At 59.8% G+C, this 22,945-nt stretch carries 22 protein-coding genes; 9 read left to right on the forward strand and 13 right to left on the reverse strand.

The window, feature by feature from the left end:
• Positions 1-24: 24 nt before the first annotated feature.
• Positions 25-1,401 (forward strand): cysteine--tRNA ligase, encoded by a 1,377-nt coding sequence (cysS, locus tag ACFWHB_RS08255; protein WP_395949917.1) that lies wholly within the window; start codon positions 25-27, stop codon positions 1,399-1,401.
• A 208-nt stretch (positions 1,402-1,609) separates the two neighbouring features.
• Here cysS and ACFWHB_RS08260 read toward each other — a convergent pair whose 3' ends face one another.
• The 3 genes from ACFWHB_RS08260 to ACFWHB_RS08270 form a co-directional block, all read right to left on the reverse strand.
• Entirely contained in the window at positions 1,610-2,506 is an 897-nt protein-coding gene (locus ACFWHB_RS08260; RefSeq protein WP_395949918.1) for a hypothetical protein, read from the reverse strand.
• A 693-nt stretch (positions 2,507-3,199) separates the two neighbouring features.
• Positions 3,200-3,850, reverse strand: coding sequence for a hypothetical protein (locus ACFWHB_RS08265; RefSeq protein ID WP_395949919.1), 651 nt, complete (start codon positions 3,848-3,850; stop codon positions 3,200-3,202).
• Between the two features lie 845 nt (positions 3,851-4,695).
• Complete coding sequence (locus tag ACFWHB_RS08270) at positions 4,696-5,226, reverse strand: hypothetical protein (protein WP_395949920.1); 531 nt, start codon at positions 5,224-5,226, stop codon at positions 4,696-4,698.
• Positions 5,227-6,538: 1,312 nt separating this feature from the next.
• On the opposite strand from ACFWHB_RS08270, the gene ACFWHB_RS08275 reads away from it, so the two are divergent.
• Both ACFWHB_RS08275 and ACFWHB_RS08280 read left to right on the forward strand, forming a co-directional pair.
• A complete protein-coding gene (locus ACFWHB_RS08275) occupies positions 6,539-7,579 on the forward strand; it encodes a sensor domain-containing diguanylate cyclase (protein WP_395949921.1) in 1,041 nt (346 codons plus the stop codon).
• Between the two features lie 113 nt (positions 7,580-7,692).
• Positions 7,693-7,980: a hypothetical protein gene (locus ACFWHB_RS08280; protein WP_139751440.1), complete on the forward strand. Its 288-nt coding sequence runs from the start codon at positions 7,693-7,695 to the stop codon at positions 7,978-7,980.
• Between the two features lie 175 nt (positions 7,981-8,155).
• Here ACFWHB_RS08280 and ACFWHB_RS08285 read toward each other — a convergent pair whose 3' ends face one another.
• The 7 genes from ACFWHB_RS08285 to ACFWHB_RS08315 all read right to left on the reverse strand — a co-directional run bounded on the left by ACFWHB_RS08285 (position 8,156) and on the right by ACFWHB_RS08315 (position 13,850).
• Complete coding sequence (locus tag ACFWHB_RS08285; RefSeq protein WP_041204490.1) at positions 8,156-8,410, reverse strand: hypothetical protein; 255 nt, start codon at positions 8,408-8,410, stop codon at positions 8,156-8,158.
• 401 nt (positions 8,411-8,811) lie between these two features.
• On the reverse strand, positions 8,812-9,585 hold the full coding sequence (locus tag ACFWHB_RS08290; protein ID WP_395950187.1) for a substrate-binding periplasmic protein: 774 nt from the start codon (positions 9,583-9,585) through the stop codon (positions 8,812-8,814).
• 164 nt (positions 9,586-9,749) lie between these two features.
• Entirely contained in the window at positions 9,750-10,247 is a 498-nt protein-coding gene (locus ACFWHB_RS08295) for a GDYXXLXY domain-containing protein (protein ID WP_395949922.1), read from the reverse strand.
• 216 nt (positions 10,248-10,463) lie between these two features.
• Positions 10,464-11,471, reverse strand: a complete 1,008-nt coding sequence (locus tag ACFWHB_RS08300; protein ID WP_395949923.1) for a DUF4401 domain-containing protein — start codon at positions 11,469-11,471, stop codon at positions 10,464-10,466.
• 93 nt (positions 11,472-11,564) lie between these two features.
• Positions 11,565-12,503 carry a DUF2157 domain-containing protein gene (locus ACFWHB_RS08305; RefSeq protein WP_395949924.1) on the reverse strand — a complete coding sequence of 313 codons (939 nt, stop codon included), beginning with the start codon at positions 12,501-12,503 and terminating at the stop codon, positions 11,565-11,567.
• Between the two features lie 203 nt (positions 12,504-12,706).
• Complete coding sequence (locus ACFWHB_RS08310; protein WP_106886435.1) at positions 12,707-13,264, reverse strand: TMEM165/GDT1 family protein; 558 nt, start codon at positions 13,262-13,264, stop codon at positions 12,707-12,709.
• Between the two features lie 256 nt (positions 13,265-13,520).
• Positions 13,521-13,850 (reverse strand): translation initiation factor, encoded by a 330-nt coding sequence (locus tag ACFWHB_RS08315; RefSeq protein ID WP_163149208.1) that lies wholly within the window; start codon positions 13,848-13,850, stop codon positions 13,521-13,523.
• Between the two features lie 119 nt (positions 13,851-13,969).
• On the opposite strand from ACFWHB_RS08315, the gene ACFWHB_RS08320 reads away from it, so the two are divergent.
• Genes ACFWHB_RS08320 through ACFWHB_RS08330 form a run of 3 tightly spaced genes read left to right on the forward strand, consistent with a single transcriptional unit; the run spans position 13,970 to position 16,792 of the window.
• The gene (locus ACFWHB_RS08320; RefSeq protein WP_163149209.1) at positions 13,970-14,197 is read left to right on the forward strand and encodes a FeoA family protein; all 228 of its coding nucleotides are present in this window, start codon (positions 13,970-13,972) and stop codon (positions 14,195-14,197) included.
• A gap of 38 nt (positions 14,198-14,235) precedes the next feature.
• The gene (gene feoB / locus ACFWHB_RS08325; RefSeq protein ID WP_395949925.1) at positions 14,236-16,506 is read left to right on the forward strand and encodes a Fe(2+) transporter permease subunit FeoB; all 2,271 of its coding nucleotides are present in this window, start codon (positions 14,236-14,238) and stop codon (positions 16,504-16,506) included.
• Positions 16,507-16,549: 43 nt separating this feature from the next.
• Positions 16,550-16,792 (forward strand): FeoC-like transcriptional regulator, encoded by a 243-nt coding sequence (locus ACFWHB_RS08330; protein WP_106886441.1) that lies wholly within the window; start codon positions 16,550-16,552, stop codon positions 16,790-16,792.
• A 101-nt stretch (positions 16,793-16,893) separates the two neighbouring features.
• Here the strand turns inward: ACFWHB_RS08330 and glgC are convergent, their stop codons facing one another.
• The 3 genes from glgC to ACFWHB_RS08345 all read right to left on the reverse strand — a co-directional run bounded on the left by glgC (position 16,894) and on the right by ACFWHB_RS08345 (position 20,037).
• Positions 16,894-18,165 (reverse strand): glucose-1-phosphate adenylyltransferase, encoded by a 1,272-nt coding sequence (gene glgC, locus ACFWHB_RS08335; RefSeq protein ID WP_111912664.1) that lies wholly within the window; start codon positions 18,163-18,165, stop codon positions 16,894-16,896.
• A gap of 320 nt (positions 18,166-18,485) precedes the next feature.
• Positions 18,486-19,625 (reverse strand): type IVa pilus ATPase TapW, encoded by a 1,140-nt coding sequence (tapW, locus tag ACFWHB_RS08340; RefSeq protein ID WP_139751448.1) that lies wholly within the window; start codon positions 19,623-19,625, stop codon positions 18,486-18,488.
• 55 nt (positions 19,626-19,680) lie between these two features.
• A complete protein-coding gene (locus tag ACFWHB_RS08345) occupies positions 19,681-20,037 on the reverse strand; it encodes a DMT family protein (RefSeq protein ID WP_010675200.1) in 357 nt (118 codons plus the stop codon).
• A 112-nt stretch (positions 20,038-20,149) separates the two neighbouring features.
• Between ACFWHB_RS08345 and ACFWHB_RS08350 the strand changes: the two genes are divergently transcribed.
• The 3 genes from ACFWHB_RS08350 (at position 20,150) to ACFWHB_RS08360 (ending at position 22,765) form a co-directional block, all read left to right on the forward strand.
• Positions 20,150-20,899, forward strand: a complete 750-nt coding sequence (locus ACFWHB_RS08350) for a substrate-binding periplasmic protein (protein WP_395949926.1) — start codon at positions 20,150-20,152, stop codon at positions 20,897-20,899.
• An 86-nt stretch (positions 20,900-20,985) separates the two neighbouring features.
• The gene (gene btuC / locus ACFWHB_RS08355) at positions 20,986-21,993 is read left to right on the forward strand and encodes a vitamin B12 ABC transporter permease BtuC (RefSeq protein ID WP_371161391.1); all 1,008 of its coding nucleotides are present in this window, start codon (positions 20,986-20,988) and stop codon (positions 21,991-21,993) included.
• Positions 21,980-22,765, forward strand: coding sequence for an ATP-binding cassette domain-containing protein (locus tag ACFWHB_RS08360; RefSeq protein WP_395949927.1), 786 nt, complete (start codon positions 21,980-21,982; stop codon positions 22,763-22,765). The genes btuC and ACFWHB_RS08360 overlap by 14 nt, the downstream gene beginning before the upstream one ends.
• Positions 22,766-22,945 lie beyond the last annotated feature (180 nt).

Raw genomic sequence — 22,945 nt, forward strand, 5'->3', positions numbered from 1 at the left:
TTACTCACAGGCAGTGGTCATAAGATGCTGAAGATATACAACACACTCACTCGTCAAAAAGAAGAATTCAAACCTATCCACCCGGGCAAGGTGGGCATGTATGTGTGTGGCGTCACCATCTACGATCACTGTCATATCGGCCACGGTCGCACCTTCGTCTCCTTCGATGTGGTGGCCCGTTACCTGCGTTACGCCGGTTACGATCTCACCTATGTGCGCAACATCACCGACGTGGATGACAAGATCATCAAGCGCGCCGCCGAGACCCAGGTCACCTGTGACGACCTCACCGAGCGCCTGATCGGCGACATGCACCAGGACTTTGACGCCCTCGGCATGGTGCGTCCGGACATCGAGCCCCGCGCCACCCAGCACATCCATGAAATCATCGCCCTGGTCGAAACCCTGCTGGAGAAAGAGCACGCCTACGTGGCCGACAACGGCGATGTGATGTTCATCGTCGAGTCCTTCGCCGACTACGGCAAGCTCTCTGGCCAGGATCTGGAGCAACTGCAGGCCGGCGCCCGGGTCGACGTGGTCGAAGCCAAGCGCAACCCGCTCGACTTCGTGCTGTGGAAGATGTCCAAGCCCGGCGAGCCGACCTGGGACAGCCCCTGGGGCCCGGGTCGCCCCGGCTGGCACATAGAGTGCTCCGCCATGAACTCCAAGCACCTTGGCAACCACTTCGACATCCACGGCGGCGGCTCGGATCTGCAGTTCCCCCACCACGAGAACGAAATAGCCCAGTCCTGCTGCGCCCACGGTGGCGACTACGTCAACACCTGGATGCACAGCGGCATGGTGATGGTGGACAAGGAGAAGATGTCCAAGTCCCTTGGCAATTTCTTCACAATTCGGGACGTCCTGGCCCATTTTGACGCCGAAACCGTGCGCTACTTCCTGATGTCCGGCCACTACCGCAGCCAGCTCAACTACTCGGAAGACAACCTGAAGCAGGCCCGCGCCGCCCTGGAGCGGATGTACACCGCCCTGCGCGACCTGCCTGCCGCTGCCGCCGCCGGTGGTGACGAGCAGGTGGCCCGCTTTGTTGATGCCATGGACGATGACTTCAACACCCCGGAAGCCTACTCAGCCCTGTTCGATCTGGTGCGCGAGATCAACCGCCAGAAGGCCGAAGACATCAATGTCGCCGCAGGCCTCGGTGCCCGCCTGCGGGAACTGGGCGCCGTGCTCGGCATTCTGCAACAGGATCCGGATGCCTTCTTGAAGGGTGGCGAAGCGGACGACGAAGTGGCCAAGATCGAGCAACTGATCGCCCAGCGCAACCAGGCCCGCGCCGACAAGAACTGGGCCGCCGCCGACGCCGCCCGCAACCGTCTCACCGAGATGGGCATAGTGCTGGAAGACAGCGCCGGCAAGACCAGCTGGCGCCGTGCCTGAGGCCAGTTGCCCTGTTGGTGCCAACGGGTTGACCCAATAAAAAACCGCAGCCCTAGGGCTGCGGTTTTTTTGCGATGTCTAAGAATATTAAAACGTAACGTTTTTTAGTATGTATTGAACTACTGCCATGGCATGCCTCTCGGTTAGTCGACTCTGACAGCTGGAGTGAAAAAGATAGAATGAAATATCTTACTTCAAAACTATTATTTTATAGATCTTCAGCGATTAGGCTTTCATTAGGTATTTCAAGCTTCCTTGTTTTTTTATTTTCTGTAAAGTTGATAACAGTGGTTTTCCCAAATCCTTTAAACGATATTAAAATTCCTCTGAATTTTTTATATCCATCTGGAATACTGCCAGAGGTCATTTCTAAGTTAGCTGGAATAAGTGATGAGTAAGGCTCTTTGACATATATAATAGAATTATCTACGCGCACGTGAGCTGCTCGCATTGCTGCATCAAGTAGCTGTCCAGAAACGCCTCCAATTAACAGTGGCGCAACAAATATACCGGTAATTATTAGCATTTGATCTTTTCTGATATTATTTGGGCAGCCTACTTCATGTATTTTCTCTTTTTCATTTGTATGAATTGCTGCGTTTTCTAATGAGCTGAGCTTATTAAGTTTGGATCCATTTGATTGATATGCTGAATACAATAGGTAGAGAGTGATAGATACTAATGGTAAATTCCAGTATGCGGTTGGTTCATTGCCACCTAGAATGAAAATGAAGAATATTGCGAATATCGATAAGAATATGAATGGCCATTCAATTGGTGCAAGTTTAAATCGTTGTCGAAAAGGTTTTTTACGAAAAAAAGATGATAGATTGATGGCTAGTTTTGTAATTATTTTAATTAGTGGGGATATTAACATTCCAAGAGCACTTAAACTTATTGTAAAGAAAATATAGACTATTCCAAAGCAAGCTGCAGCCATTAAAAACAGTATGCCATCCCCAAGAGATAAATCTTGAGGGAAGTGTCCAATTCTTAAAGAATATAAAATAACACATGAGCCCCCTGTAAACACTCCAAATTTGAATGCTGTTGATAGGCATGCTGATAGTAAATTTAAATTTTTCTCTAAATATAGTGCAGACATATTATATCTTCCTTGTAAAAGCATGGAATAGTGTCTTTTTATTCACTATTAGAATTTTACGGAGAGTAAAAATTAAGTTGACTTTCAATTGCATCAGTACTCTCTGCTTGACCCCTTCACCTAAGGGGTTCTGCTCTGCTGTATTGGTGTGAAAATTTTGTTTGGCCTTGTTTGCAATCGAGGGTGAGTAGAAATAACTTTTCTCCCGATTGGAGCTTGGGATTCATTGGTCATATTTAGCGGGATTCGTGCTGACCTCTCTTGTTTGTCGAGGTGAGCTTATTTGTCTGGGCTACCGAGTGAGTGCCGTTGGGCAAGGGATGGCCCATCGGCGCATGCCGTGGGACAAACGGGTGAACCGAGGGAGCCCTACGCAAGAGGGAGAACAAGCGGGGGTGGCCGCTCGATTAGTGACTTTTCTTTGGCCACGTAAAGAAAAGTCACTAGCCAGGCCGCGCAGCGGTGGCGAAACCCCATCGAGGATGGAGTCCCCGTATCCTGCGCGGCGAAGCCGTGCCAATACAGGGCAAAGATGTTACCCAGAATCGTAGGGTGTAATGAACGAAGTGAATTACACCTCTATTTTCAAGTGGAATTATACAGGATGCAGTTAGTCACGCAGTCTGCAATCTGTCTTTTATATTTTCCTCGGATTCCAGTCAAGGAGTTGATCGGCAATGTTCTAGAGATAGGCTAGTAATAAATTTCTTGTCCAATCTCTTTTATATCCAGTTTGTTTGAGCCTGGATAGAATCCATCCATGTTGATAAGATTAGTCACGGGGACGGAGATCTCTTTCTGTTCATTTTTAAAATTTGATGCAAGATCTTCATCAGTGCAGCCATCTTCATATTTTTTATAAATGGCTTTTCCAGTCATTACATTTAAGTCGAACTCAAAGAACCCTTCGCATGGGGCTCCATAGTTTATCGTGGCACCAATAAGGTTCCATTCTTTACCGTTAAAACGATATCTATGTATGTAATTCCATTTTCTATTACTGCCTCCAAAATGGTCAATGACAATGGCTCCTCGTTGTATTTCAATGCCCACGAATGGATCCCCCATCATGCCACCATGAGCACTATCTAGTACGGGGCCTTGCGAAGAGTGCCATAAGGACCACTTACCTTGCTTCTTTTTATATATAAGAAGTGTTCTTTGCGTTCCTATTTCACCGTCCAACCCAGTATCCAGAACTATGACTTTTTCATTGATGCCATCTTTATCCAAATCACCAATAGCCTCGCCAATTACCTTTGAGGTGATAGTATCTTGACTTGGTTCCTCAGCAAGTGCTGTATTTAAAAATAATGAAAAAATAAAAGCGAATAAATATATCATAAAACCTCATCACCCTTAATTTTAAATATGTTAATATCGATATTTTCCGTGGAGCAAATGGGTAAATCAGTGCACCCGATAAAGGAGGGCGAACACACGGTGATAAGACCTTTGATGTTATTTGCCAAAGATAGTGGATTGTTCCAAAGTCTCTCACCCAGCCGTGCAGTACAATTTAGATGTGCAATAGCACTTCGCCAATCGTCTCTATAGTTTGCTACCTAAGATAGAGAGGCAAATACATAGATAACAAGATAGCTATGACACAAAACATTGTATTGATGGAAAAATACTTCCAGCGCATGGTAACTAATAAAGCTAATGCGGCAACAATGTTTGTTAATGGCCAGAATATAATAAAGAGATAGTTCATAATATGTATCTGAACCGCATATGTAGACATGTTGTATGTGAATATTAAATAAAATAAATATATATGGCCTAGTAAAAAAACAGGTGTGGCCTTCTTGATAAATAGATCGAATTTTGGCTCTGGTTTACCTTCAGAACTACTCATTGATAATTGCCCTGTATAGATATATTTTTATAGATGCAAATAATAGCTATCGAGCCATTAGTATAATGGCATTCCCGATAGGGGTAATATGTCGGGTGAGAGATCACTATTCTCCCGTTCACGACCTGAATAAATAGAACGCTATTAATCGACCTCGGATTTGAGGGTGCGGTTTTTTTCCCCCTGTTGTTCGCCGAGGTGAGGAGAACAACAGGGTGGCGGTTATTTCTTGTTCAAGGTTAGTGGCAACAAGCTTGTCCCAAAATCCTAGTTATCAGAAATGGCATTGAATTAAGTTAATGACTATGAATACGTGCTGGCTGATGGTCTATTTCTTAAGCTTTCTATTTTTCCTTTCAGCTAGTTCATTAAGTTCATGTTCGATCAATTCAAACCAGGTTTTATCTACGCGCTCAAAGGTATTCTCTTCATGCAAATACTTTACTAGTCTACCCTTTTCATTGTAACAATAAACATTGGCATCAGCCCAGATCTTGAGAACTGGAATTACCTTGTGACCTAGCTCTTTGAACTGCTCTGCTGCTATATGTATATTCATCCATTCTGGAGCCTCCTTGCTATAAGCGTAAGAATACACACCTCGCAAAAACTCCCAAAATGGTGCCACAGCCAGTGCTTCTGCATATGGCCACAACTCCTCTTTAACCTCTATAAAGAATCCACCCAACTCCCCCACAGCATGAGAGATATAGTCATCTGGAAAATTAATTCCATACATCTCCCCAAGGGTTATTACCTCATTTTTTGTTGGTGCCTGATCTCCTGCGGCAACAATGTAATAATCATCATCCCAGATCTTAAGTATCAGCTCTCTAGTTGTATCTGTTACGTTAATCATTGTTTGTTTTCATCCTGTTAGCATTGCCTGTAAAGATGGAGATTAAATTAGTGAAGCGTAATTGGATATTTGAAACAAATAAGGTTATGTCACTGCGAAACACTCACTATCAGGCCTTTAATATAAGGTCATTCCTCGATAGGACGGTGTACCGCTTGTTGCTGTACTCATATTAATTTTTACCATGTCGATTGTGCTTGTTGCATAGGTGCGACAATTTGGTCTTGCCATACGGTGGGCGAGGGGCCGGATCAGAGATAACAACCCTCCCGATCTTTGTCCCGAATACATTGGGTTCGGTTAACTGGCCTCGGAGTTGAGGATTCGGGTTTTTGCCCCCTGTTGTTCGCTGAGGTGAGCCAGTTTGTCCAGGCCGCGAGGCAGGATGCCGAGCGAGCGCCGCTGGGCCAGGGATGGCCCATCGGCGCGTGCCGTGGGACAAACGGGTGAACCGAGGGCACCCGACGCAGGAGGGCGAACAAGCGGGGGTGGCCTTTCTTTTGGTGACTTTTCTTTGGCCACGCAAAGAAAAGTCACTCGCCCAAGCCCGAAGGGCGGGCGAAACCTCGTCGAGGACGGAGTCCTCGTGTCCTGCATGGCGGAGCCATGCCATTCACACGTAGGACGACATTGCACCAGGCAATGAGGTTACCCAACCCCTCACCCTAGCCCTCTCCCGCAAGGGGAGAGGGGATGTTTACCGTGGTGCAATGCGCTGTGCTTATTGCACCCTACCCCTAACCCTCTCCCGCATGGGGAGAGGGGATGGTTACCCTGGTGCAATGCGCTGCGCTTATTGCACCCTACCCCTCTCCCCCAAGGGGCGAGGGGATTGTTACCGCGGACGATTACGCTTCGCTAATCGACCCTACTCGACCCTACTCGACCCTACTTGTCCCGGGTCCCGGGGCCGTCGGAAACCCCGTCGAGGGTGGAACCCTCGCACCTTGCCGCAGGCGCGGGATGCCGGGCTGGCATCCGCCAACGACGCTACCGCCCCTGGCTCTCGCTACCACAATGCGCCGCTGACCCTGGCATACGAAATAGGGTCCAACGGGCACCCACCCCCATCCTACGGAGCCGACGGGGCCCGATCCACGGATATTGCTGACCCAAGTGTCAGAATCGACAGGTTTTTTGCGCTGGTTCAAAGTTACGGCCGCCAGCCTGGGGTGGGGAGGGGCCTCAGGCGTGACCTGCCAAAGTGTGAACGGGGTGGTATTTCCCCGGCCTACCCCTTTCTCGCACTTGTCTGGCGTGCCCCGGGTTGGCTAAGGTGGTCGCCCATCACATGCAGGCAGTGGAGAGAGGCATGGACAAGATATTGCAGACCCTGTCGGAGCGGGTCACGCAGGCGCGGGATCTGGAGAGCCTGACCCGGCCCCTGCTGGAAATGCTCGAGGCGGTGACCGGGCTGGAGTCGACCTATCTCACCCAGATTGATGTCGAGCAGGGCACGCAGAGTATCCGCTATGCCAAGAATGCCAACGGCGTGGCCGGGCTGCAGATCCCGGAGGGGATCACGGTGGACTGGAGCGATACCCTGTGCCGGCGCGCCATCGATGAGGGGCGCATGTTCACCGACAACGTGGCCGAGTGCTGGGGCGATTCGGATGCGGCCAGGATCATGGGCATTCGCACCTATCTGAGCAGCCCGGTGCGCACCCCATCGGGGTCGCTCTATGGCACCCTGTGCGCCGCCAGCGCCGAGCGCAAGCCCTTCGTGGCGGGCTCAGAGCAGCTCATCGGCTTCTTCGCCCGGCTGATCGCCGAGCATGTGGAGCGGGAGCAGTTGCTGCAGCAGTTGCAGCAGGCCAACCAGGAGCTGGCGCGCCAGGCCCTCAGCGATCCCCTGACCGGCCTGCCGAACCGGCGGGCCCTGATGCAGGAGCTGGCTCGCCTGTTTTCCCTGTCGGAGCGGGCCGGGCATCCTGTGCTCATCGCCTTTATCGATCTCGATGGCTTCAAGCAGATCAACGATACCCACGGTCACGAGGCGGGGGACAAGCTGCTGATCACCATGGCGCAGCAACTGTCGGCGACCCTGCGCGGCGGCGATCTGCTGGCGCGGGTCGGGGGGGACGAGTTCGTCGTGGTGGGTATGGGGCCTCATCAGGGGCATGAGACGGTCGAGGGGGCGGTGCAGGGCTTCCAGCGCCGGCTGTTCGAGCAGAGCGTCTTTCAAGTGCCTATCCCCTCCCGGGTGCTGGACTATCCCGGTGCCAGCGTGGGGGCCGTGGCCATAGATCCGGCGCACACCAGCATAGACGACGCCCTGCGCCAGGCCGATGCGCGCATGTATGCGGTCAAGCGCCAGCGCCGCGCGCTGGGGGGACGGGCCGGTTGGATCTGAGGCGCCCCTGCCCATGGCAAGGAGGCCAGGGGCCGCGGCTTTGATGCCGCGCATTGTTGCCCCCGCGCCCGGGATGCTAGGATGCGTCTCCCTCAACACAGGCACTCTCTACCATGGCAAACCGCGTTATCGGCCAGCTCCGCGCCCTGGCGGCGAAAGTGGCCACCCTCTTTGCGGAGCTTTCCGAGTTTCAGCAGCGCATCTGGGTGGTCAGCATCATCAAGGATGCCTACACAGACACCTTCATCGTCAACGAAGGCAGCTTCGAGGAGCCCATGCAGTGGATGCACCGCAAGGGCTACAGCGCCGAGATGCTGGCCCGGGTCGATGCCATGGCCCGCTCCCAGGTTGTCCAGCTGGAGCTCGGCGGGCAGTGCCACCGTCTGATGCGGGTCAAATAGATGGCCCGGGTCGATGCCATGGCCCGCTCCCAGGTTGTCCAGCTGGAGCTCGGTGGGCAGTGCCACCGTCTGATGCGGGTCAAATAAAGCCCCTTTTGGCCCAAAGAGCCCGAGCCACAAGGTTCGGGCCACTCATTCTGCTGCCTGATGGCAACCCCTGGCAGGGTTGCCCGGGTCATGATTTCTCGGTGGTGCGCTCCGGTTTCAATGCCCCCGAGTAGACGCAGATGGCGGAGTTGTAACTGTTGTAGGCGACGGCGTAGTTGAAGTCGCAGAAATAGGCCGGGTGCTTGGTGGCCACAGTGTCACCCGCCTTGCATTTGTCCTGCATCCCCTCCACCAGAGAGTCATTGTTGGCGCCAAGACAGGCCTTGCCCGTGGTCTTGTCGCCGCCGCACGCCATCAACAGGGCGCAAACCGAGATACTCATCAACCACTTCACTGTGCCGTGCATGTTCAATCCTGATCTGTTCAAACGAGATGCCGGTGCCATGGGCTCCGGGGTATAGGGAGATGGCGCCTGGGGGAAGGGTGCCCGGCGGCTTGCCGTCGTGCACGCCACCAGGGGCGTTGCCGCAACGGCTTGACCGCCATTGTGCGCCGTCCCCTTGCCCGAAGAGAGGGTCAACAGACTCCCGGTGTCATTTTACGGACCCAGAGAGCCCCCTGTCACCCCTTGGGGCGACCGGCGTCAGATATTCAATGGTGTTCGTGATGAGGGTCAAGGGTTGGGCGGGCCGGGATAAGCGAGGAAAGCGGGGCTGGGCAAGGAGAGCGGTGCCCGGCAAGCGAGAGGCCCATGGCGGGCCTCTCTGCTGGCATCGAAGGGTACTAGGGCGCCGGGAAGTACTTGTGCTGGATCCGCTGGAACTCGCTGCTGGCCAGCACCTGGGTCAGGCCTTGCTGGAACTCCTTGACCAGGGCATCGTCCACCGGATGGCTGAAGGCAAAGCAGAACTGCTCCGAACTCAGCACCCAGCGCACCTCGAACTGGGCGGGATCCAGCTGCTGGGCCTGGATGAGATCCATCAGGGTGGCCTTGTTGCTGGAGATGAGGTCGACCCGGCCCGAGGTGAGCATCCGCAGCGCCTGGGGGAGGCGGTTGGCTGTCATTATCTTCTGCTCGTCGAAGCCGCTGTTGAGCAGCAACTGCTCCCCCACGTCGGCGCGCACGGCGCCTATGGTGTGCTGCTGGGCATCCTCCAGCCGGGCGATCTTGAGGGGATGGCTGGCCAGCCCCATCAGCACGATTTCGGCATAGCCGATGGGGCAGGCCCACTTGAACAGGGGATCCCGCGCCTCGGTGCGGGCGGTGGCGAAGAGCACCACGTTGGGCTTCTGGGTCAGCAGGTAGTAGCCCCTGGCCCAGGGGAGGATGCTGATCTCCTGAGGCGGGGTGCCCGTCTTCTGCCACACCTGGTGCAGCAGCTCGATGGCAAAGCCGCTGGGGCTGCCATCTTCCCCGGTGAAGTTATAGGGTTTGTACTCTTCGGTGAGGTAGTGAAGCTTGCCAAGGGCCGGGCTGGCGCTGGCCTGCCCCATCTCCCCCGGCCCGCCCCAGAGTGTGGCCAGGAGTGTGGCCAAGAGGGCGGTACTGTTCCTGATCCTTCCTATTCCTGCGCTCATCCTGACCGTCCTGCTGCCGAGTGCCCAGCTTCAAGTGTTGCCAAGCCGCGGGGTTTCGCCACCCGAAGGGACGAGCCATCGCTGTTGCTGTGCCAAGGCGTGGCGCAACAGGGGGCGCGGCAGCGCGCTCCCGGGACGGCCCATCACCAGGCCGGGCGGGTATGGCCTATGGGCTTGAGGGCCTGATCGCGCAGGCCGACCAGCAGGGTTGCGCCGTCCGGTTGCAGCCTGAATTCGCCATAGCGCGCCTGCTCGTACTGGGCGGCTGTCCCCTCCTCGAAGAAGAAGGCATCCGGCCCTATCCACCACTGGCCCTGCTGCCAGCGGGCCTGCAGCAGGCGCTGATCCGGGGCCAGGGCGTCGGGGGTGCCCCCCTCCTCCCGCTGCGCTACTTGCTGCTCATCGAGGCGGATGACCAGGGTCTGGGTGGCGGCGCCCTCCTGACGCGGGCTCCCCAACTGGCGGGCGAGGGCGTAGCTCAGGCGCATGTAATCCCCCTGCATCAGGGAGCGGGGATCGACCGGGGCCAGCTCCAGCAGCACTGTCTCGCCGCTGCTCATGGCATGCTCGAAGCGCCAGACGGTGACATTGATGCCCACCAGGATGGCGAGGCCGGTCAGCAAGAAACCAAGGCGTCTCATGAGGGGAGCCTCCCATGCAGGTGCATGAATTTTTGGTTGTCGCCGAATAACAGGGGGCTGGAGCCCGGCAATGTGGCGAGGCCGGTCAGCAAGAAACCAAGGCGTCTCATGAGGGGATACTCCCATGCAGGTGTTTGAACCCTTGGTCGTCGCCGAATAACAGGGGACCGGAGCCCGGCGGTGTGGCGAGGCCGGTCAGCAAGAGGGCAAAGTGTCTCATGAGGCGATCTCCTTGCCGAGGATGTTCAACAACTGGCGGGCGCCGAGCAGCAGGGCCCCCGAGCCCAGCAGCAGCCAGGATTTGGTCATCAGGGTCAGCCCGAGATCGTAGTAGTAGAGGGAGCCAAAGCCGAGCAGCAGCAGGCCGGCCAGGGTCATGAGCCCCAGGCTCCCGGCATAAAAGCCGAGCACCAGCACCAGGGCGCCGGCTCCCATGCCGGGGATGATGGCGCTGATCACCACCAGGGGCAGGCCGTAGAGCAACGGCAGTTTCAGTTTCACCATGACCCCGAGCAGCAGGGCGGCGCAGAGCAGGGGATTGAGCCAGAGCGGCAGGCGGGAGATCCCGAGCTCGTCGAGCGCGCTGGTGCCGCCGTCCCAGAGTGGATGGTGCAACCGGCCCAGCACCAGCAGGGAGAGCGCCAGCCCCAGGGTCAGGGACTCATAGAGCGAATGGCGTTCTGGGTCGCGCTCGGCCTGCAGCCAGCAGAAGGTGAGGGCGGCCATCACCAGCGGCAGGGCCAGCAGTTGCAGGCCGAGGCAGGCGAGCCCCATGGTCAGCAGGATGGCGGCGGCGAAGCTGTGGAAGAGGCGAACCAGCCAGTGCTCGAACAGGGCGGCGATGGCCAGCGACAACAGGGCCAGTCCCAGCCAGAGCGGGGCCGAGTGGGGGTCAATCTGGTCGATGAGGCCATAGAGCAGCCAGGCATCGGCCGCGAGCGCGAGCGCCAGCACGAACTGATCCCAGAGATCGCTGCGCCGGGCCAGGCGGTTGAGGCCGAGGGCGGCGGCCATCAGCAGGGTGCCCATGACAAGGGCGTGGTTTGCCTCGCGGATCAGGCTCTCGAAGGCCATGAACAGGAAGAGCAGCAGGAAGAGGGCGGCCAGCCAGCCCACCATGCCGAGCAGGAAGCGGCTCGACCAGTGAGGTTGCTCGTCTTGAGGGGCGTCGCCCTCCACCAGATGGGCGGCCCGCAGCCTCTCCCAAGGACTCAGATCAGACATGCTGCCTCCGTTGTTGTTGCAGCCAGCGGCTGGCCATGACCATGAAAGTCCGATGGCGATGGGATGGCCAGCAGGGGTGACCAGAGGATCGGCTCAGGCATGGGACCTCCGTTGTTGTTGTAGCCAGCGGCTGGCCATCACCGAGAGGCCGATGGCAATCAGGCTCAGCAGCAGGAAGCCGTTCATGTCGGGCTCCATCCACTTGCCGAGCGCCGCGAGAATGACGGCGATAAGGCTCAGGCACCCCATGGCGAGCCCGGCGATAAACCTGTGGTGCCAGCGCAGATAGGCGGCCCCAAGCCATGCGAGCCAGGCGGGCCAGACCCAGAGGGAGGCGGCATCGAACAGTGCCAGCAGGGCCAGCAGGGTGACCCCGAGCCCGGCGGCCAGCCCCGGGAGCCAGGAGGGCATGAGCCCGAGGCGCGCTGGGGCCAGGATGAGCGCCCCCCAGAGGGCGGCGTTGAGCAGGGTCAGGCACCAGCCGAGGGCCTCTTCATTGAAGGAGAAGAAGAGATCGATGAGGCCGAGCCGCCAGTAGAGCACCAGGGCCAGCTGGCCGAGCAGCCAGCAGAGCGTCCAGAGCAGGGGGCTCCTGCCGAGCGCCGCCAGGGGCAACAGCAGCAGGGCCCAGGTGGCGAAGAGTTGCCAGGGATCGGCACCTGTCTGGTAGGTCTGACCCACCAGGGCCAGCAGGGCGCCTATGTTGAGGGCCACCGCCAGCAACAGGGCCTGGCGCGGGGTGTCGGCCAGGGGCTTGCGCCAGAGCACCAGCAGCATGGCGAGCAGGGGCAGCTCCAGCAGGGCGAGGCGGGAGAGGCGGCCCAGCGCCTGCCAGTTGAAGGCGACGAAGAACACCAGGCCAGCCCCCAGGCAGAGGCAGCCGAGCCAGAGCAGCAGCCTGTCGAACAGCCACTGCCAGCGCACGGGGGCCGGGGGCAGATCGCAGAGGGCGAGGGCGGCGGGCAATGACTCCCGGGGGAGACGACCGCGTCTGACCCAGTCGAGCAGGGTCTGTCTTGAGGTGACGAGCATGGCGAGGCTCCTGGTGCCGTCGTGCCTGAATGGTAAGGCATTATGGCACGGCGCCGCGTCCCGGGGCAGACCCCGGTGGCGCTGATGCGACAGGGAGGCAGGACGCGGACGACAAAAAAGCCCCGACCGGGAGGAGGGGGCTCTGATGACGGGCAGGAGGGGATGGGTGCTCACGCCCATCCCATCCCCTCGTTGCTGGCGCGTCAGACGAAGATCAGGGTGCTGGCGCCCAGGCCCACGAAGAGGATGGCGCAGGCGATGCGGATCCCCTGGAGGGGCAGCTTGTCGGCCCCCAGCTTGCCAAGCAGCACCACAGGCACGTTGGCCAGCATCATGCCGAGGGTGGTGCCCGTGATGACCTGAGTGAGAGAGTCGTACTTGGCCGCCAGCAGCACTGTGGCTATCTGGGTCTTGTCGCCGATTTCGGCGATGAAGAACAGCACGAAGGTGGCCATGAAGGGGCCGTATTTGTCGAGGGAACTCTCTTCATCGTCCATCTTGTCCGGCACCAGGATCCAGACCGCCATGGCGATGAAGGCCCCGGCGACCAGCCAGGTCATCACCTTGGGGTCCATCCAGCTGCTGATGAACTCCCCTATCCAGGCGGCACCCGCATGGTTGAGCAGGGTGGCGACCAGCATGCCGGCGATGATGGGCCAGGGTTTGCGAAAACGACAGATGAGCAGCAACGCCAGGAGCTGGGTCTTGTCGCCGATCTCGGCGATGGCCACGCTCAGGGTTGAGGTTAACAAGGCTTCCATAAATATGACCGGGGGACGGAATTGTTATAAACCAAAGACAAGCCTGCGCCATCCGTCCCCGGTATTGGCACTGGCCCGTCAAAGGTCTTGTCAAATCCGGCATTGCCCGGATCACCCTGACCATGGTGAGTTGGCACCAAGTATGTTGATCAGGATCGCGCACCGGGTTGGCACCCGTGGCGAGACTACTCCCCCTCGATGGGAGCCGGCATTCTAGGGAAAAACGTCCTCTGAAGCAAGGCGTGTGGCTGGGGGATCACCCGCCCACCAGCTTGACTTGAAAGCCGGCCTTCTCCAGCTCGGCCTTGATAAGGTCCCGTTTGTCCCCCTGGATCTCGATGATCCCCTCCTTGAGGCCGCCGCCGGTACCGCACTTCTTCTTGAGCAGGGTGGCGATGGTTTTCTGCTGGTCGGCCGGCACGCCGTGGATGGTGATGACACCGGCGCCCTTGCGTCCCTTGGTCTCGCGGCGGATGCGCACGACCCCGTCGGCGGGGAAGGGGGAGGCGCTCTGGGTGGGGGCGGATTCCTTGATCATGCCGCCGTCCGTGCTGTAGACCAGGCGGCTGTTGTTGTCGTGACTCATGGCAATACTTTGTCGGTTAGCTAAGCGGAGTTTGATTTTACGCAAATAAATGTTGGGGGCACAGCTTATAATCCCCCCACTAAAAGCGAATTATTCTTGTTTAACTTCAGGAGCCCGTCATGGTACTCACAGAGTTGTCGCCGGGGCAGCGTGCTCGCATCAAGAACATGAACCAGCTTGGCCGTACCTTGCGACGCAAGCTGATGGTGATGGGGCTCTTGCCCCAGACCGAGATCCTCTATCTGCGGGCGGCTCCCCTGGGGGACCCGCTCCAGATCCAGTGCCAGGGCATCTGCCTCTCCATGCAAAAGAGCCTGGCCCAGCAGATAGAGGTCGAGCCGGTATGAATTCGTCGGGTTCAGCAGACAATAGAGGTAGCACGGCTATGAATTACGCATTGGTAACGGTCGGCAACCCCAACAGCGGCAAGACGTCGCTGTTCAACGCCCTGACCGGTGCCCGCCAGCAGGTGGGCAACTGGAGCGGGGTCACCGTCGACAAGAAGATGGGCGAGTTTTCCGCCAAGGGGCAGGATTACACCCTGGTGGACTTGCCCGGTATCTACTCCCTGGCCAATCAGGAGGCGAGCCTGGACGAGCAGATCGCCAGCCGCTTCGTGCAGGGCCAGCAGCCGGATTTGCTGCTCAACGTCATCGACGCCGCCAATCTTGAACGCTCCCTCTATCTCACCCTGCAACTGCGGGAGCTGGGCCTGCCCATGGTGGTGGTGCTCAACAAGATGGATCTGCTGCAAAAGCGCCGCATCACCATAGACGAGGGGCTGCTCGGTCAGGCACTCGGTTGCCCCGTGGTGTCGCTCTCGGCCCACAATCGCCAGCAGGTGGCGGCCTTCAAGGAGCAGATCCACCAGTTCATCGGCCAGCCCCAGCCCGCCCTGGTGCTCGATTACGGTCAGCCGCTGGAAGCCGACATCGCCGAGCTTGAGACCCTGCTCGCCCCCCACCACCTCAATGACCGCGGCCGTGCCCTGCGTCTGCTGGAGGAGGACGTTGTCATGCAGGAGACCCTGGCGGCGGGTCAGCAGGCGGCGGCCGACAACGTGGTGAGCCGTGCCCACCACGCCCAGGACATAGATCTGCAACTGGCTGACTTGCGCTACGGCCACATCCACCACTGGTGTCAGCAGGCGTGCCGCCATCAGGACAAGCTCACCGTCGCCCAGAGCGAGCGGCTGGACAGGGTGCTGCTCAACCGCTGGGTGGGCATCCCCTTCTTCCTGCTGGTGATGTACCTGATGTTCATGTTTGCCATCAAGGTGGGCAGCGCCTTCATCGACTTCTTCGACATCCTGGGGGGCGCCCTCTTCGTGGACGGGGTGCATCACCTGCTGGGGCTGGTGTCGGCACCCGACTGGCTGGGGGCCGTGCTGGCGGACGGCGTCGGCGCCGGTCTGCAGACGGTGGCGACCTTCATCCCCGTGGTGGGCTGCCTCTTCCTGTTCCTCGCCGTGCTGGAGAGCTCGGGCTACCTGGCCCGCGCCGCCTTCGTGGTGGATGCCCTGATGCGTCGCCTCGGCCTGCCCGGCAAGGCCTTCGTCCCCATGCTGATGGGCTTTGGCTGCACAGTGCCTGCTGTGATGGCGACCCGCACTCTGGGGTCGGAGCGCGAGCGGCTGATGACCTCGGCCATGGCGCCCTTCATGTCATGCGGCGCCCGGCTGCCTGTCTATGCCCTCTTTGCGGTGGCCTTCTTCCCCGAGTCGGGCCAGAACCTGGTGTTCGGCCTCTACCTGCTCGGCATTCTGGTGGCCGTGCTCACCGGCCTCTTCCTGCGCAGCACCCTGCTGCCGGGCAAGAGTGACTCCATGGTGATGGAGATGCCGGACTACGAGTGGCCCCGTCCGGTAGACGTGGGGCTGCGCACCTGGCAAAAACTCAAGGCCTTCATCTTCGGCGCGGGCAAGACCATAGTACTGATGGTGGCCGTGCTGAGCGTGCTCAATTCGCTGGGCACCGACGGCAGCTTCGGCAACCAGGATCAGGAAAACTCTGTGCTGAGCAAGATCAGCCAGTCGGTGACCCCGGTGCTGCACCCCATCGGGATCCGGGAGGAGAACTGGCAGGCCACGGTCGGCATCCTCACCGGCATCTTCGCCAAGGAGGCGGTAGTGGCCACCCTCAACAGCCTCTACGCCGGCAGCGCCGGTGACGAGGAGGAGAGTGAATACTCCCTGCTCGGGAGCCTGAAGGAGGCGCTGGCCACCATTCCCGCCAACCTGGCGGACATAGATCCCGCCGATCCCATGGGGCTCAAGGTCGGGGAGCTGGCGGATCAGCAGGCGGCCGCCGAGGCTCAGGAGGTGGATACCTCCACCTACGGCAACATGCAGACCCACTTCGACGGGGCGGCCGGTGCCTTCGCCTACCTGCTGTTCGTGCTGCTCTACATGCCCTGTGCCGCCGCCATGGGCGCCCTGGTGCGGGAGACCGGCCGTCAGTGGGCCCTGTTCACCGCCGCCTGGTGCAACTACATGGCCTTCATGTGCGCCACCCTCTTCTATCAGCTGGCGACCTTTGCCGCTCACCCCGAGCAGAGCCTGCTCTGGACCCTGAGCTACGGGCTCTCCCTGCTGCTGCTGTGGTGGTTCGGCCGCCGCCACGGGGACATAGTCGCCCGCAAGGTGGTGACCCTGTGAGGGCGCAAGAGAGGAGATGGACCCATCAAGGGGAGGTCACGCCATGATATTGCGAGAGCTGGGTGATTATCTGGCGCAGCAGCAGAAGGTGAGCCGGCGGGATCTGGCCCGCCACTTCCACACCTCGGAGGATGCGGTGGAGGCCATGCTCGGCGTCTGGATGCGCAAGGGCCGCGTCACCAAGCGGGAGACCCGGGTGTGCGGCGGCAGTTGCTGCGGCAAGAGCGAGGAGGTGATGTTCGAGTGGTGCGAACCAGGCCGGATCGGCCTGGTGCAGCAGCGCTGAACGCGCTGCCGCCTGAGAGCGTCATCTGACAACAAGAGACCCGCCATTCGGGTCTCTTTTTTGCGTCTGTTGCCGATAGGCGGGGCGGGCAGATGTGGCCATCACAGCCTGGCCAGCATCTCCTGGGTGACCAGCACTATGCCCTGCTCGGAGCGGTAGAAGCGGCGGGCATCCTCGCAGGCGTTTTCCCCCACCACCAGCCCTTCCGGCAGCCGGCAGCCCTTGTCGATCACCACCCGGCGCAACCGGCAACCGGCCCCTATCTCGACCCCGGGGAAGATCACCGCCTGATCCAGGGTGCAGAAGGAGTCGACCCGCACGTTGTTGAACAGCACGGAGCTCACGATGAAGGAGCCGCTGACTATGGTGCCGCCGGCGAACAGAGAGTTGATGGTCATGCCGTGCTGGCCGTTCTGATCCTGCACGAACTTGGCGGGGGCTGTCATCTTCTGGCTGGTCCAGATGGGCCAGTCCTGATCGTAGATGTCGAGCTCGGGCGTCACAGAGGCGAGATCCATGTTCGCCTCCCAGAAGGAGTCCACAGTGCCCACATCGCGCCAGTAGGGGCGCTTTTGCGGGCAGCAGCCGACGCAGGAGAGGCTGAACGGATGGGCATAGGCGGTGCCCTCCTTGACCACCCGCGGGATCACGTCCATGCCAAAGTCGTGGTGGGACTGCTCGTTGGCAAGATCCTCTTCCAGCAGCTGATAGAGGTAGTCGGCGTCGAAGATGTAGACCCCCATGGAGGCCAGTGCTGTGTCGGGTTTGCCCGGCATGGCGGGCGGGTCGGCGGGCTTCTCGACGAAGGCGTTGATCTTGCGGCTCTCATCCACCGCCATCACGCCAAAGGCGCTGGCCTCCTGGCGCGGCACCTCTATGCAGGCCACCGTCACCCGGCTGCCCAGGTTGACGTGATCGAGCAGCATGGCGGCGTAATCCATCTTGTAGATGTGATCCCCCGCCAGCACCACCACATATTTGGGGCCGTGCTCGCGAATGATGTCCATGTTCTGGTAGACCGCATCGGCGGTACCGCGATACCAGCTGACCTCGTCAATGCGCTGCTGGGCCGGCAGCAGCTCGATGAATTCGTTCATCTGGTAGCGCAGGAAGGACCAGCCCGACTGCAGGTGACGCAGCAGACTGTGGGACTTGTACTGGGTGACCACGCCGATCCGGCGGATCCCGGAGTTGATGCAATTGGAGAGAACGAAGTCGATGATGCGGAACTTGCCACCAAAATGAACGGCCGGTTTTGCCCTGCTGTCCGTCAGCTGCTGGAGCCGACTGCCTCGCCCCCCTGCTAACACCAACGCCATGGTCTCGTTCAATAACTGCCTGGACCTTGCTGTGTTGGCTGGTTGTAACAACATTGAATACCCCTTTATTGATATACCTCCTCAATGGTGCCTCTTTTGAGGCCTGTTTGAAAGGGCTTTCAATCAGCAGGGGATTCAAATTGATTTTTTTGTCATTTATGTGAGCGAGCGCCATTGCCAATCAGGAAGATGGCTAGGTTTGTGGTCGCATGCTGGGCAGAGGGCAGAGGGCAGAGGGCAGAGGGCAGAGGGCAGAGGGCAGAGGGCAGAGGGCAGAGGGCAGAGGGCAGAGCGAAGGGAGGGGGATCAGCCGTGCTCTTGTTGAACACCCGGCCGCGAGGGCGGCCGGGTGTTGCGGGGGAGGGGGTGCCTGACTAGAAGAGATCGTTGTTATCATCCTTGGTGGGCTCCAGGCTCCAGCCGCTGGCCGCCGCACTGTTGCCTATCTGTCCCTTCTCCCGCCACAGCTTGATCTTGAGGCGCAGGTTGTTCTGGGAGTCTGCGTTCTTGACCGCCTCTTCTTCGTCTATCACCCCCTCCACCACCAGATCGAACAGGGTGCTGTCGAAGGTGACCATGCCAAGGGCCCTGGATTTCTCCATGATCTCCTTGAGGCCGCCAAACTCGCCGCGCTTGATGAGATCGCGAATGGTGTGGGTGCCGAGCATGACCTCCACCGCCGCCCGGCGGCCGCCGTCTGTGGTCTTCACCAGCCGCTGGGAGACGAAGGCCTTGAGGTTGTTGCCAAGGTCGTTGAGCAATTGGGGCCTGCGCTCCTCGGGGAAGAAGTTGATGATGCGGTCCAGCGCCTGGTTGGCGTTGTTGGCGTGCAGGGTGGAGATGGCCAGATGCCCGGTCTCGGAGAAGGCCAGCGCATGCTCCATGGTCTCCCGGTCGCGAATTTCACCGATGAGGATGACGTCCGGCGCCTGGCGCAGGGTGTTCTTCAGGGCCGCGTGGAAGCTGCGGGTATCCACTCCGACCTCCCGCTGGTTGATGATGCTCTTGCGGTGGCGATGGACGAACTCCACCGGATCCTCGATGGTGATGATGTGGCCACCGCTGTTGCGGTTGCGATGGTCGATGAGGGCCGCGAGCGAGGTGGACTTGCCCGAGCCGGTGCCGCCGACGAAGAGCACCAGGCCGCGCTTCTCCATGATGGTGTCGAGCAGCACCGGGGGAAGCTTCAAGTCCTCGAAGCGGGGGATCTCTGTCTTGATGTTGCGCGCCACCAGGGAGACCTCGTTGCGCTGCTTGAAGATGTTGACCCGAAAGCGGCCTATCTGGGGCAGGGAGATGGCGAGGTTCATCTCCAGCTCCTTCTCGAACTGCTGCTTCTGCTCCGAGTCCATGAGCTCGGCGGCTATCCTGGCCACCTCGCCCGGCTCGAGCGGCACCTCGTTCAGGGGGCTAAGGGCGCCGTTGAACTTGGCGCAGGGGGGCGCCCCTGTGGAGAGATAGAGGTCGGAGCCATCCTGCTTGGCCAGGATCTGTAGCATGTCTCGCAATTCCATGTGTTGCCTCGTCACTCAAAGAAATAGGGGGAGCAATGTGCTTGAGTGTACAGCCTCAGGCACCGGTCAGTTTCTCGCGAAACACAAAAAACACCGCGCCCAGGATGCACAGGCCGGCCCAGAGGTAGTCCCACTTCAGGTCCTCTTTCAGATAGAAGATGGAGAAGGGAACGAACACGGTGAGGGTGATCACCTCCTGCAGTATCTTGAGCTGACCGACCGAGAGCACGGTGTGGCCGATGCGGTTGGCGGGCACCTGCAACAGGTACTCGAACAGGGCGATACCCCAACTCACCAGGGCGGCGATGATCCAGGGTTTGTGGTTCATGCTCTTGAGATGGGCATACCAGGCGAAGGTCATGAAGACGTTGCTGCAGATCAGCAGACCGATACTGGTCATGATAGGGTTCATTAGGTTCTCCTTTGAAATCAATGCATTTTATCTCGACTCCATGGGTTTTCATAAGTGGCACATGAGGGTATTTTTAACCCACAAGGATGTGACAACAGAAGGTTGAAACTGGATGGGCAAGACAAGCTGGGGAGTGCTTTGTCTGTTGTTTGCCTGTATGGCGCCCGTTACCGCTATGGCAAACGGAGCGCCAACCCTGACGGTGGTGACCGATGTCTGGCCCCCGTTTCGCATGCTCGCGCAGAACGACGAGTTCCATGGTCTGGATATCGACATTCTGCGCCAGTTGCAGGCTCGCAGCGGCATAGCGCTCACCCTCAAGCGGGTGCCCTGGGGACGGGCACTCAAGCAGATGCAGACAGGTCAGGCGGACTTGATGATAGGGTTGGCCCACACCCCGGAGCGGGCGGCCTTCATCGATTACCTGCAACCTGCCTATTACCAGTGCCGGCCAGCCTTCTACGGCAAGGCGGCGGCGGTGGCCACCCTGAAAACCTACGAGGATCTGCGCGGCAGGGAGATAGGCTATGTGCTCAACTCCGCCTATTTCGCCCCCTTCGACGACGACGGCCAGCTCGACAAGCACGGGGTGCCCACCGAGGATCAGTTGCAGCGCATGGTGGAGCGGGGCCATCTGCCCCTGATGATAGGCACCGACTGCCAGGTGGATTACGCCCTGAGCCAGCGCAACGACGCCGGTCTCATCAAGGCGGACTATCGCCCGCCCCATCCTGTGGTGCTCTATCTGGGCATGAGCAAGCACTCACCTCACCATGATCTCGGGCCTGCACTGGCGCAGGCGTTGCAGACCATGGTGGAGAGCGGCGAGATAGAGGCGCTGGCACGGCCTTACCAGCCTTGACCTTGGGTGGTAACGCGCTGTTATCATGCAGCTTTCCTGCTGGCCCCCGGTTCGGGGCGGCACCTGTCTCATTTCGGGGATCCCGCGTGTATCTCGCTCTCATCCACCGCCAGCAGCGCTGGCAGCGCCACTGGCTGCTCGCCCTGTCGCTGCTGGTCCTGTCCCTCTTCCTGCTCTCCCTTGCTCTGGGGGAGTTCGTGCTGCTGCCCTGGCAGCCCCTGGGGGAGCTGGAGCTGCGTATCTTGCTGGAGCTGCGCCTGCCGCGGGCCCTGCTGGCCTTGCTGGCGGGGGCGGCGCTCGCCTGTGGCGGGGCCGTGCTGCAGGTGATGCTGCACAACCCTGTGGCCGAGCCCGGCCTGCTCGGTGTCTCGAGCGGGGCTGGCCTCGCCGCCATGGTGGCGATGGCGGTGGCCAAGTCCCTCGGCGTCTATCTGCCGGGCTGGGGGTTGTCCCTCGCGGCCTTTGGCGGCGCCCTGGTGGTGACCATGCTGCTCATCCACCTGGCGCGGCGGGCCGGGCTCGGCCATACCCGGTTGCTGCTGTTCGGGGTGGCCATCGGCATCCTCACCAATGCGGCCATGACCTGGCTGATGTACTTCGCCGACGACGGCTCCCTGCGGGAATTCATGTTCTGGATGATGGGCAGCCTCTCCTATGGCAGCCAGCAGCTAGCCTGGTGGTGGCTGGTGCTGCCGCTGACCCTCGGCTGGCTCTGCTGGCAGGGCAGGGCGCTGCAACAACTGCTGCTGGGGGAGACCCAGGCCCGGTTGATGGGGATGAACGTGGACAGGATGCGGGTGAGGCTGGTGCTGGCGGTCTGCCTGCTCACCGGGGTCGCGGTGTCCCTGTGCGGTGTCATCGGTTTCGTCGGCCTGGTGGTGCCTCACCTGCTGCGGCTGTGCGGCGGCAGCGATCAGCGCTTCCTGCTGCCCGCCTCGGCGCTGGGAGGGGGCGCCCTGCTGCTGGGCGCCGATCTGGTGGCGCGCTCGGCCCTTAGTGCCGGTGAGCTGCCCATTGGCGTCATCACCGCCTCGGTCGGGGCGCCGCTCTTTATCTACCTGCTGCTGAGGCAAGATGCCGATGTCTCCCGTTAAGTCCTCCCCCGATCCCCTCTGGCTGCTGGAGGCGCGGGCCCTCGGGATCCCCGCGCGGCTCGCGCCACTGGATCTCGCCTGGGCCGGGGGCCAGCTGGTCGCCCTGCTCGGCCCCAACGGCAGCGGTAAGTCGACCCTGCTCGGTGCCCTGGCGGGTATTCTGCCCGCCGAAGGCGCCGTGCTGCTGGGGGGGGAAGTGCTCACCGACCTGAGCTGGCCCGAGCTTGCCAGGCGCCGCGCCATGCTGCCCCAGCGCCAGCCCCAGCTGTTCCATATCCCGGTGTTCCAGGTGCTGAGCCTGGGACTGGATGAAGAGGGGTTGCCCGAGGTACAGGGCAGGGCGGTGGCCGAGATCTGCGCCGCGCTCGAGCTGGATGCCCTGCTGGCGCGGGACTTCAGCCGCCTCTCCGGCGGTGAGCAGCAGCGGGTGCTGATCGCCCGCACCCTGCTGCAACTGTGGCCCGGCCTCAACACTGATGGACGGGTGCTGCTGCTGGACGAGCCCCTGGCGGGGCTGGATCTGCACCATCAGCTGGCCCTGCTGCGGCTGCTCAAGCGCCTCTCCCGGCAAGGTCTGTTGGTGGTGATCGCCATCCACGACATCAACCTGGCCATCGACTGGGCGGATCGCATCCTCTGCCTGCAACAGGGTCGGGTGGTGAGCGAGGGGGGCGTCGATGTCATCGACGAAGCCTTGCTGGAGCGGGTGTTCCAGATAAGGACGGATCGCGTCGAGGCGGCCGGCCGCATCTGGTTTATGCCGAGCTTGTGAGGCGGGCTTCCCCCTCATCCCCAGCCCTTCTCCCGCAAGGGGAGAAGGGAGCCGCTCCGTATACAGCATTGATAACCTGCAGAGGCTGAGCGACGCCGAGAAGGGGCCGAGTGAGTCACTGTGAAAATGAAAAGAGCCAGGCATCTGTGATGCCTGGCTCTTTGAATTGGTAGATAGCGC

Origin of the sequence: Aeromonas mytilicola subsp. aquatica (assembly GCF_044336385.1) — a bacterium.
GTDB classification, from domain to species: domain Bacteria; phylum Pseudomonadota; class Gammaproteobacteria; order Enterobacterales; family Aeromonadaceae; genus Aeromonas; species Aeromonas rivipollensis.

What these genes read in the sequence shown, in the direction of transcription:
- ACFWHB_RS08295 (WP_395949922.1), bottom strand. Translation starts at nt 10,247, where the DNA reads ATGAGACGCCTTGGTTTCTTGCTGACCGGCCTCGCCATCCTGGTGGGC.
- ACFWHB_RS08330 (WP_106886441.1), top strand. Translation starts at nt 16,550, where the DNA reads ATGATATTGCGAGAGCTGGGTGATTATCTGGCGCAGCAGCAGAAGGTG.
- ACFWHB_RS08265 (WP_395949919.1), bottom strand. Translation starts at nt 3,850, where the DNA reads ATGATATATTTATTCGCTTTTATTTTTTCATTATTTTTAAATACAGCA.
- ACFWHB_RS08360 (WP_395949927.1), top strand. Translation starts at nt 21,980, where the DNA reads ATGTCTCCCGTTAAGTCCTCCCCCGATCCCCTCTGGCTGCTGGAGGCG.
- ACFWHB_RS08280 (WP_139751440.1), top strand. Translation starts at nt 7,693, where the DNA reads ATGGCAAACCGCGTTATCGGCCAGCTCCGCGCCCTGGCGGCGAAAGTG.
- ACFWHB_RS08315 (WP_163149208.1), bottom strand. Translation starts at nt 13,850, where the DNA reads ATGAGTCACGACAACAACAGCCGCCTGGTCTACAGCACGGACGGCGGC.
- ACFWHB_RS08345 (WP_010675200.1), bottom strand. Translation starts at nt 20,037, where the DNA reads ATGAACCCTATCATGACCAGTATCGGTCTGCTGATCTGCAGCAACGTC.
- tapW (WP_139751448.1), bottom strand. Translation starts at nt 19,625, where the DNA reads ATGGAATTGCGAGACATGCTACAGATCCTGGCCAAGCAGGATGGCTCC.
- ACFWHB_RS08300 (WP_395949923.1), bottom strand. Translation starts at nt 11,471, where the DNA reads ATGTCTGATCTGAGTCCTTGGGAGAGGCTGCGGGCCGCCCATCTGGTG.
- ACFWHB_RS08285 (WP_041204490.1), bottom strand. Translation starts at nt 8,410, where the DNA reads ATGAGTATCTCGGTTTGCGCCCTGTTGATGGCGTGCGGCGGCGACAAG.
- ACFWHB_RS08260 (WP_395949918.1), bottom strand. Translation starts at nt 2,506, where the DNA reads ATGTCTGCACTATATTTAGAGAAAAATTTAAATTTACTATCAGCATGC.
- ACFWHB_RS08310 (WP_106886435.1), bottom strand. Translation starts at nt 13,264, where the DNA reads ATGGAAGCCTTGTTAACCTCAACCCTGAGCGTGGCCATCGCCGAGATC.
- ACFWHB_RS08305 (WP_395949924.1), bottom strand. Translation starts at nt 12,503, where the DNA reads ATGCTCGTCACCTCAAGACAGACCCTGCTCGACTGGGTCAGACGCGGT.
- glgC (WP_111912664.1), bottom strand. Translation starts at nt 18,165, where the DNA reads ATGTTGTTACAACCAGCCAACACAGCAAGGTCCAGGCAGTTATTGAAC.
- feoB (WP_395949925.1), top strand. Translation starts at nt 14,236, where the DNA reads ATGAATTACGCATTGGTAACGGTCGGCAACCCCAACAGCGGCAAGACG.
- cysS (WP_395949917.1), top strand. Translation starts at nt 25, where the DNA reads ATGCTGAAGATATACAACACACTCACTCGTCAAAAAGAAGAATTCAAA.
- ACFWHB_RS08320 (WP_163149209.1), top strand. Translation starts at nt 13,970, where the DNA reads ATGGTACTCACAGAGTTGTCGCCGGGGCAGCGTGCTCGCATCAAGAAC.
- ACFWHB_RS08350 (WP_395949926.1), top strand. Translation starts at nt 20,150, where the DNA reads ATGGGCAAGACAAGCTGGGGAGTGCTTTGTCTGTTGTTTGCCTGTATG.
- ACFWHB_RS08275 (WP_395949921.1), top strand. Translation starts at nt 6,539, where the DNA reads ATGGACAAGATATTGCAGACCCTGTCGGAGCGGGTCACGCAGGCGCGG.
- ACFWHB_RS08270 (WP_395949920.1), bottom strand. Translation starts at nt 5,226, where the DNA reads ATGATTAACGTAACAGATACAACTAGAGAGCTGATACTTAAGATCTGG.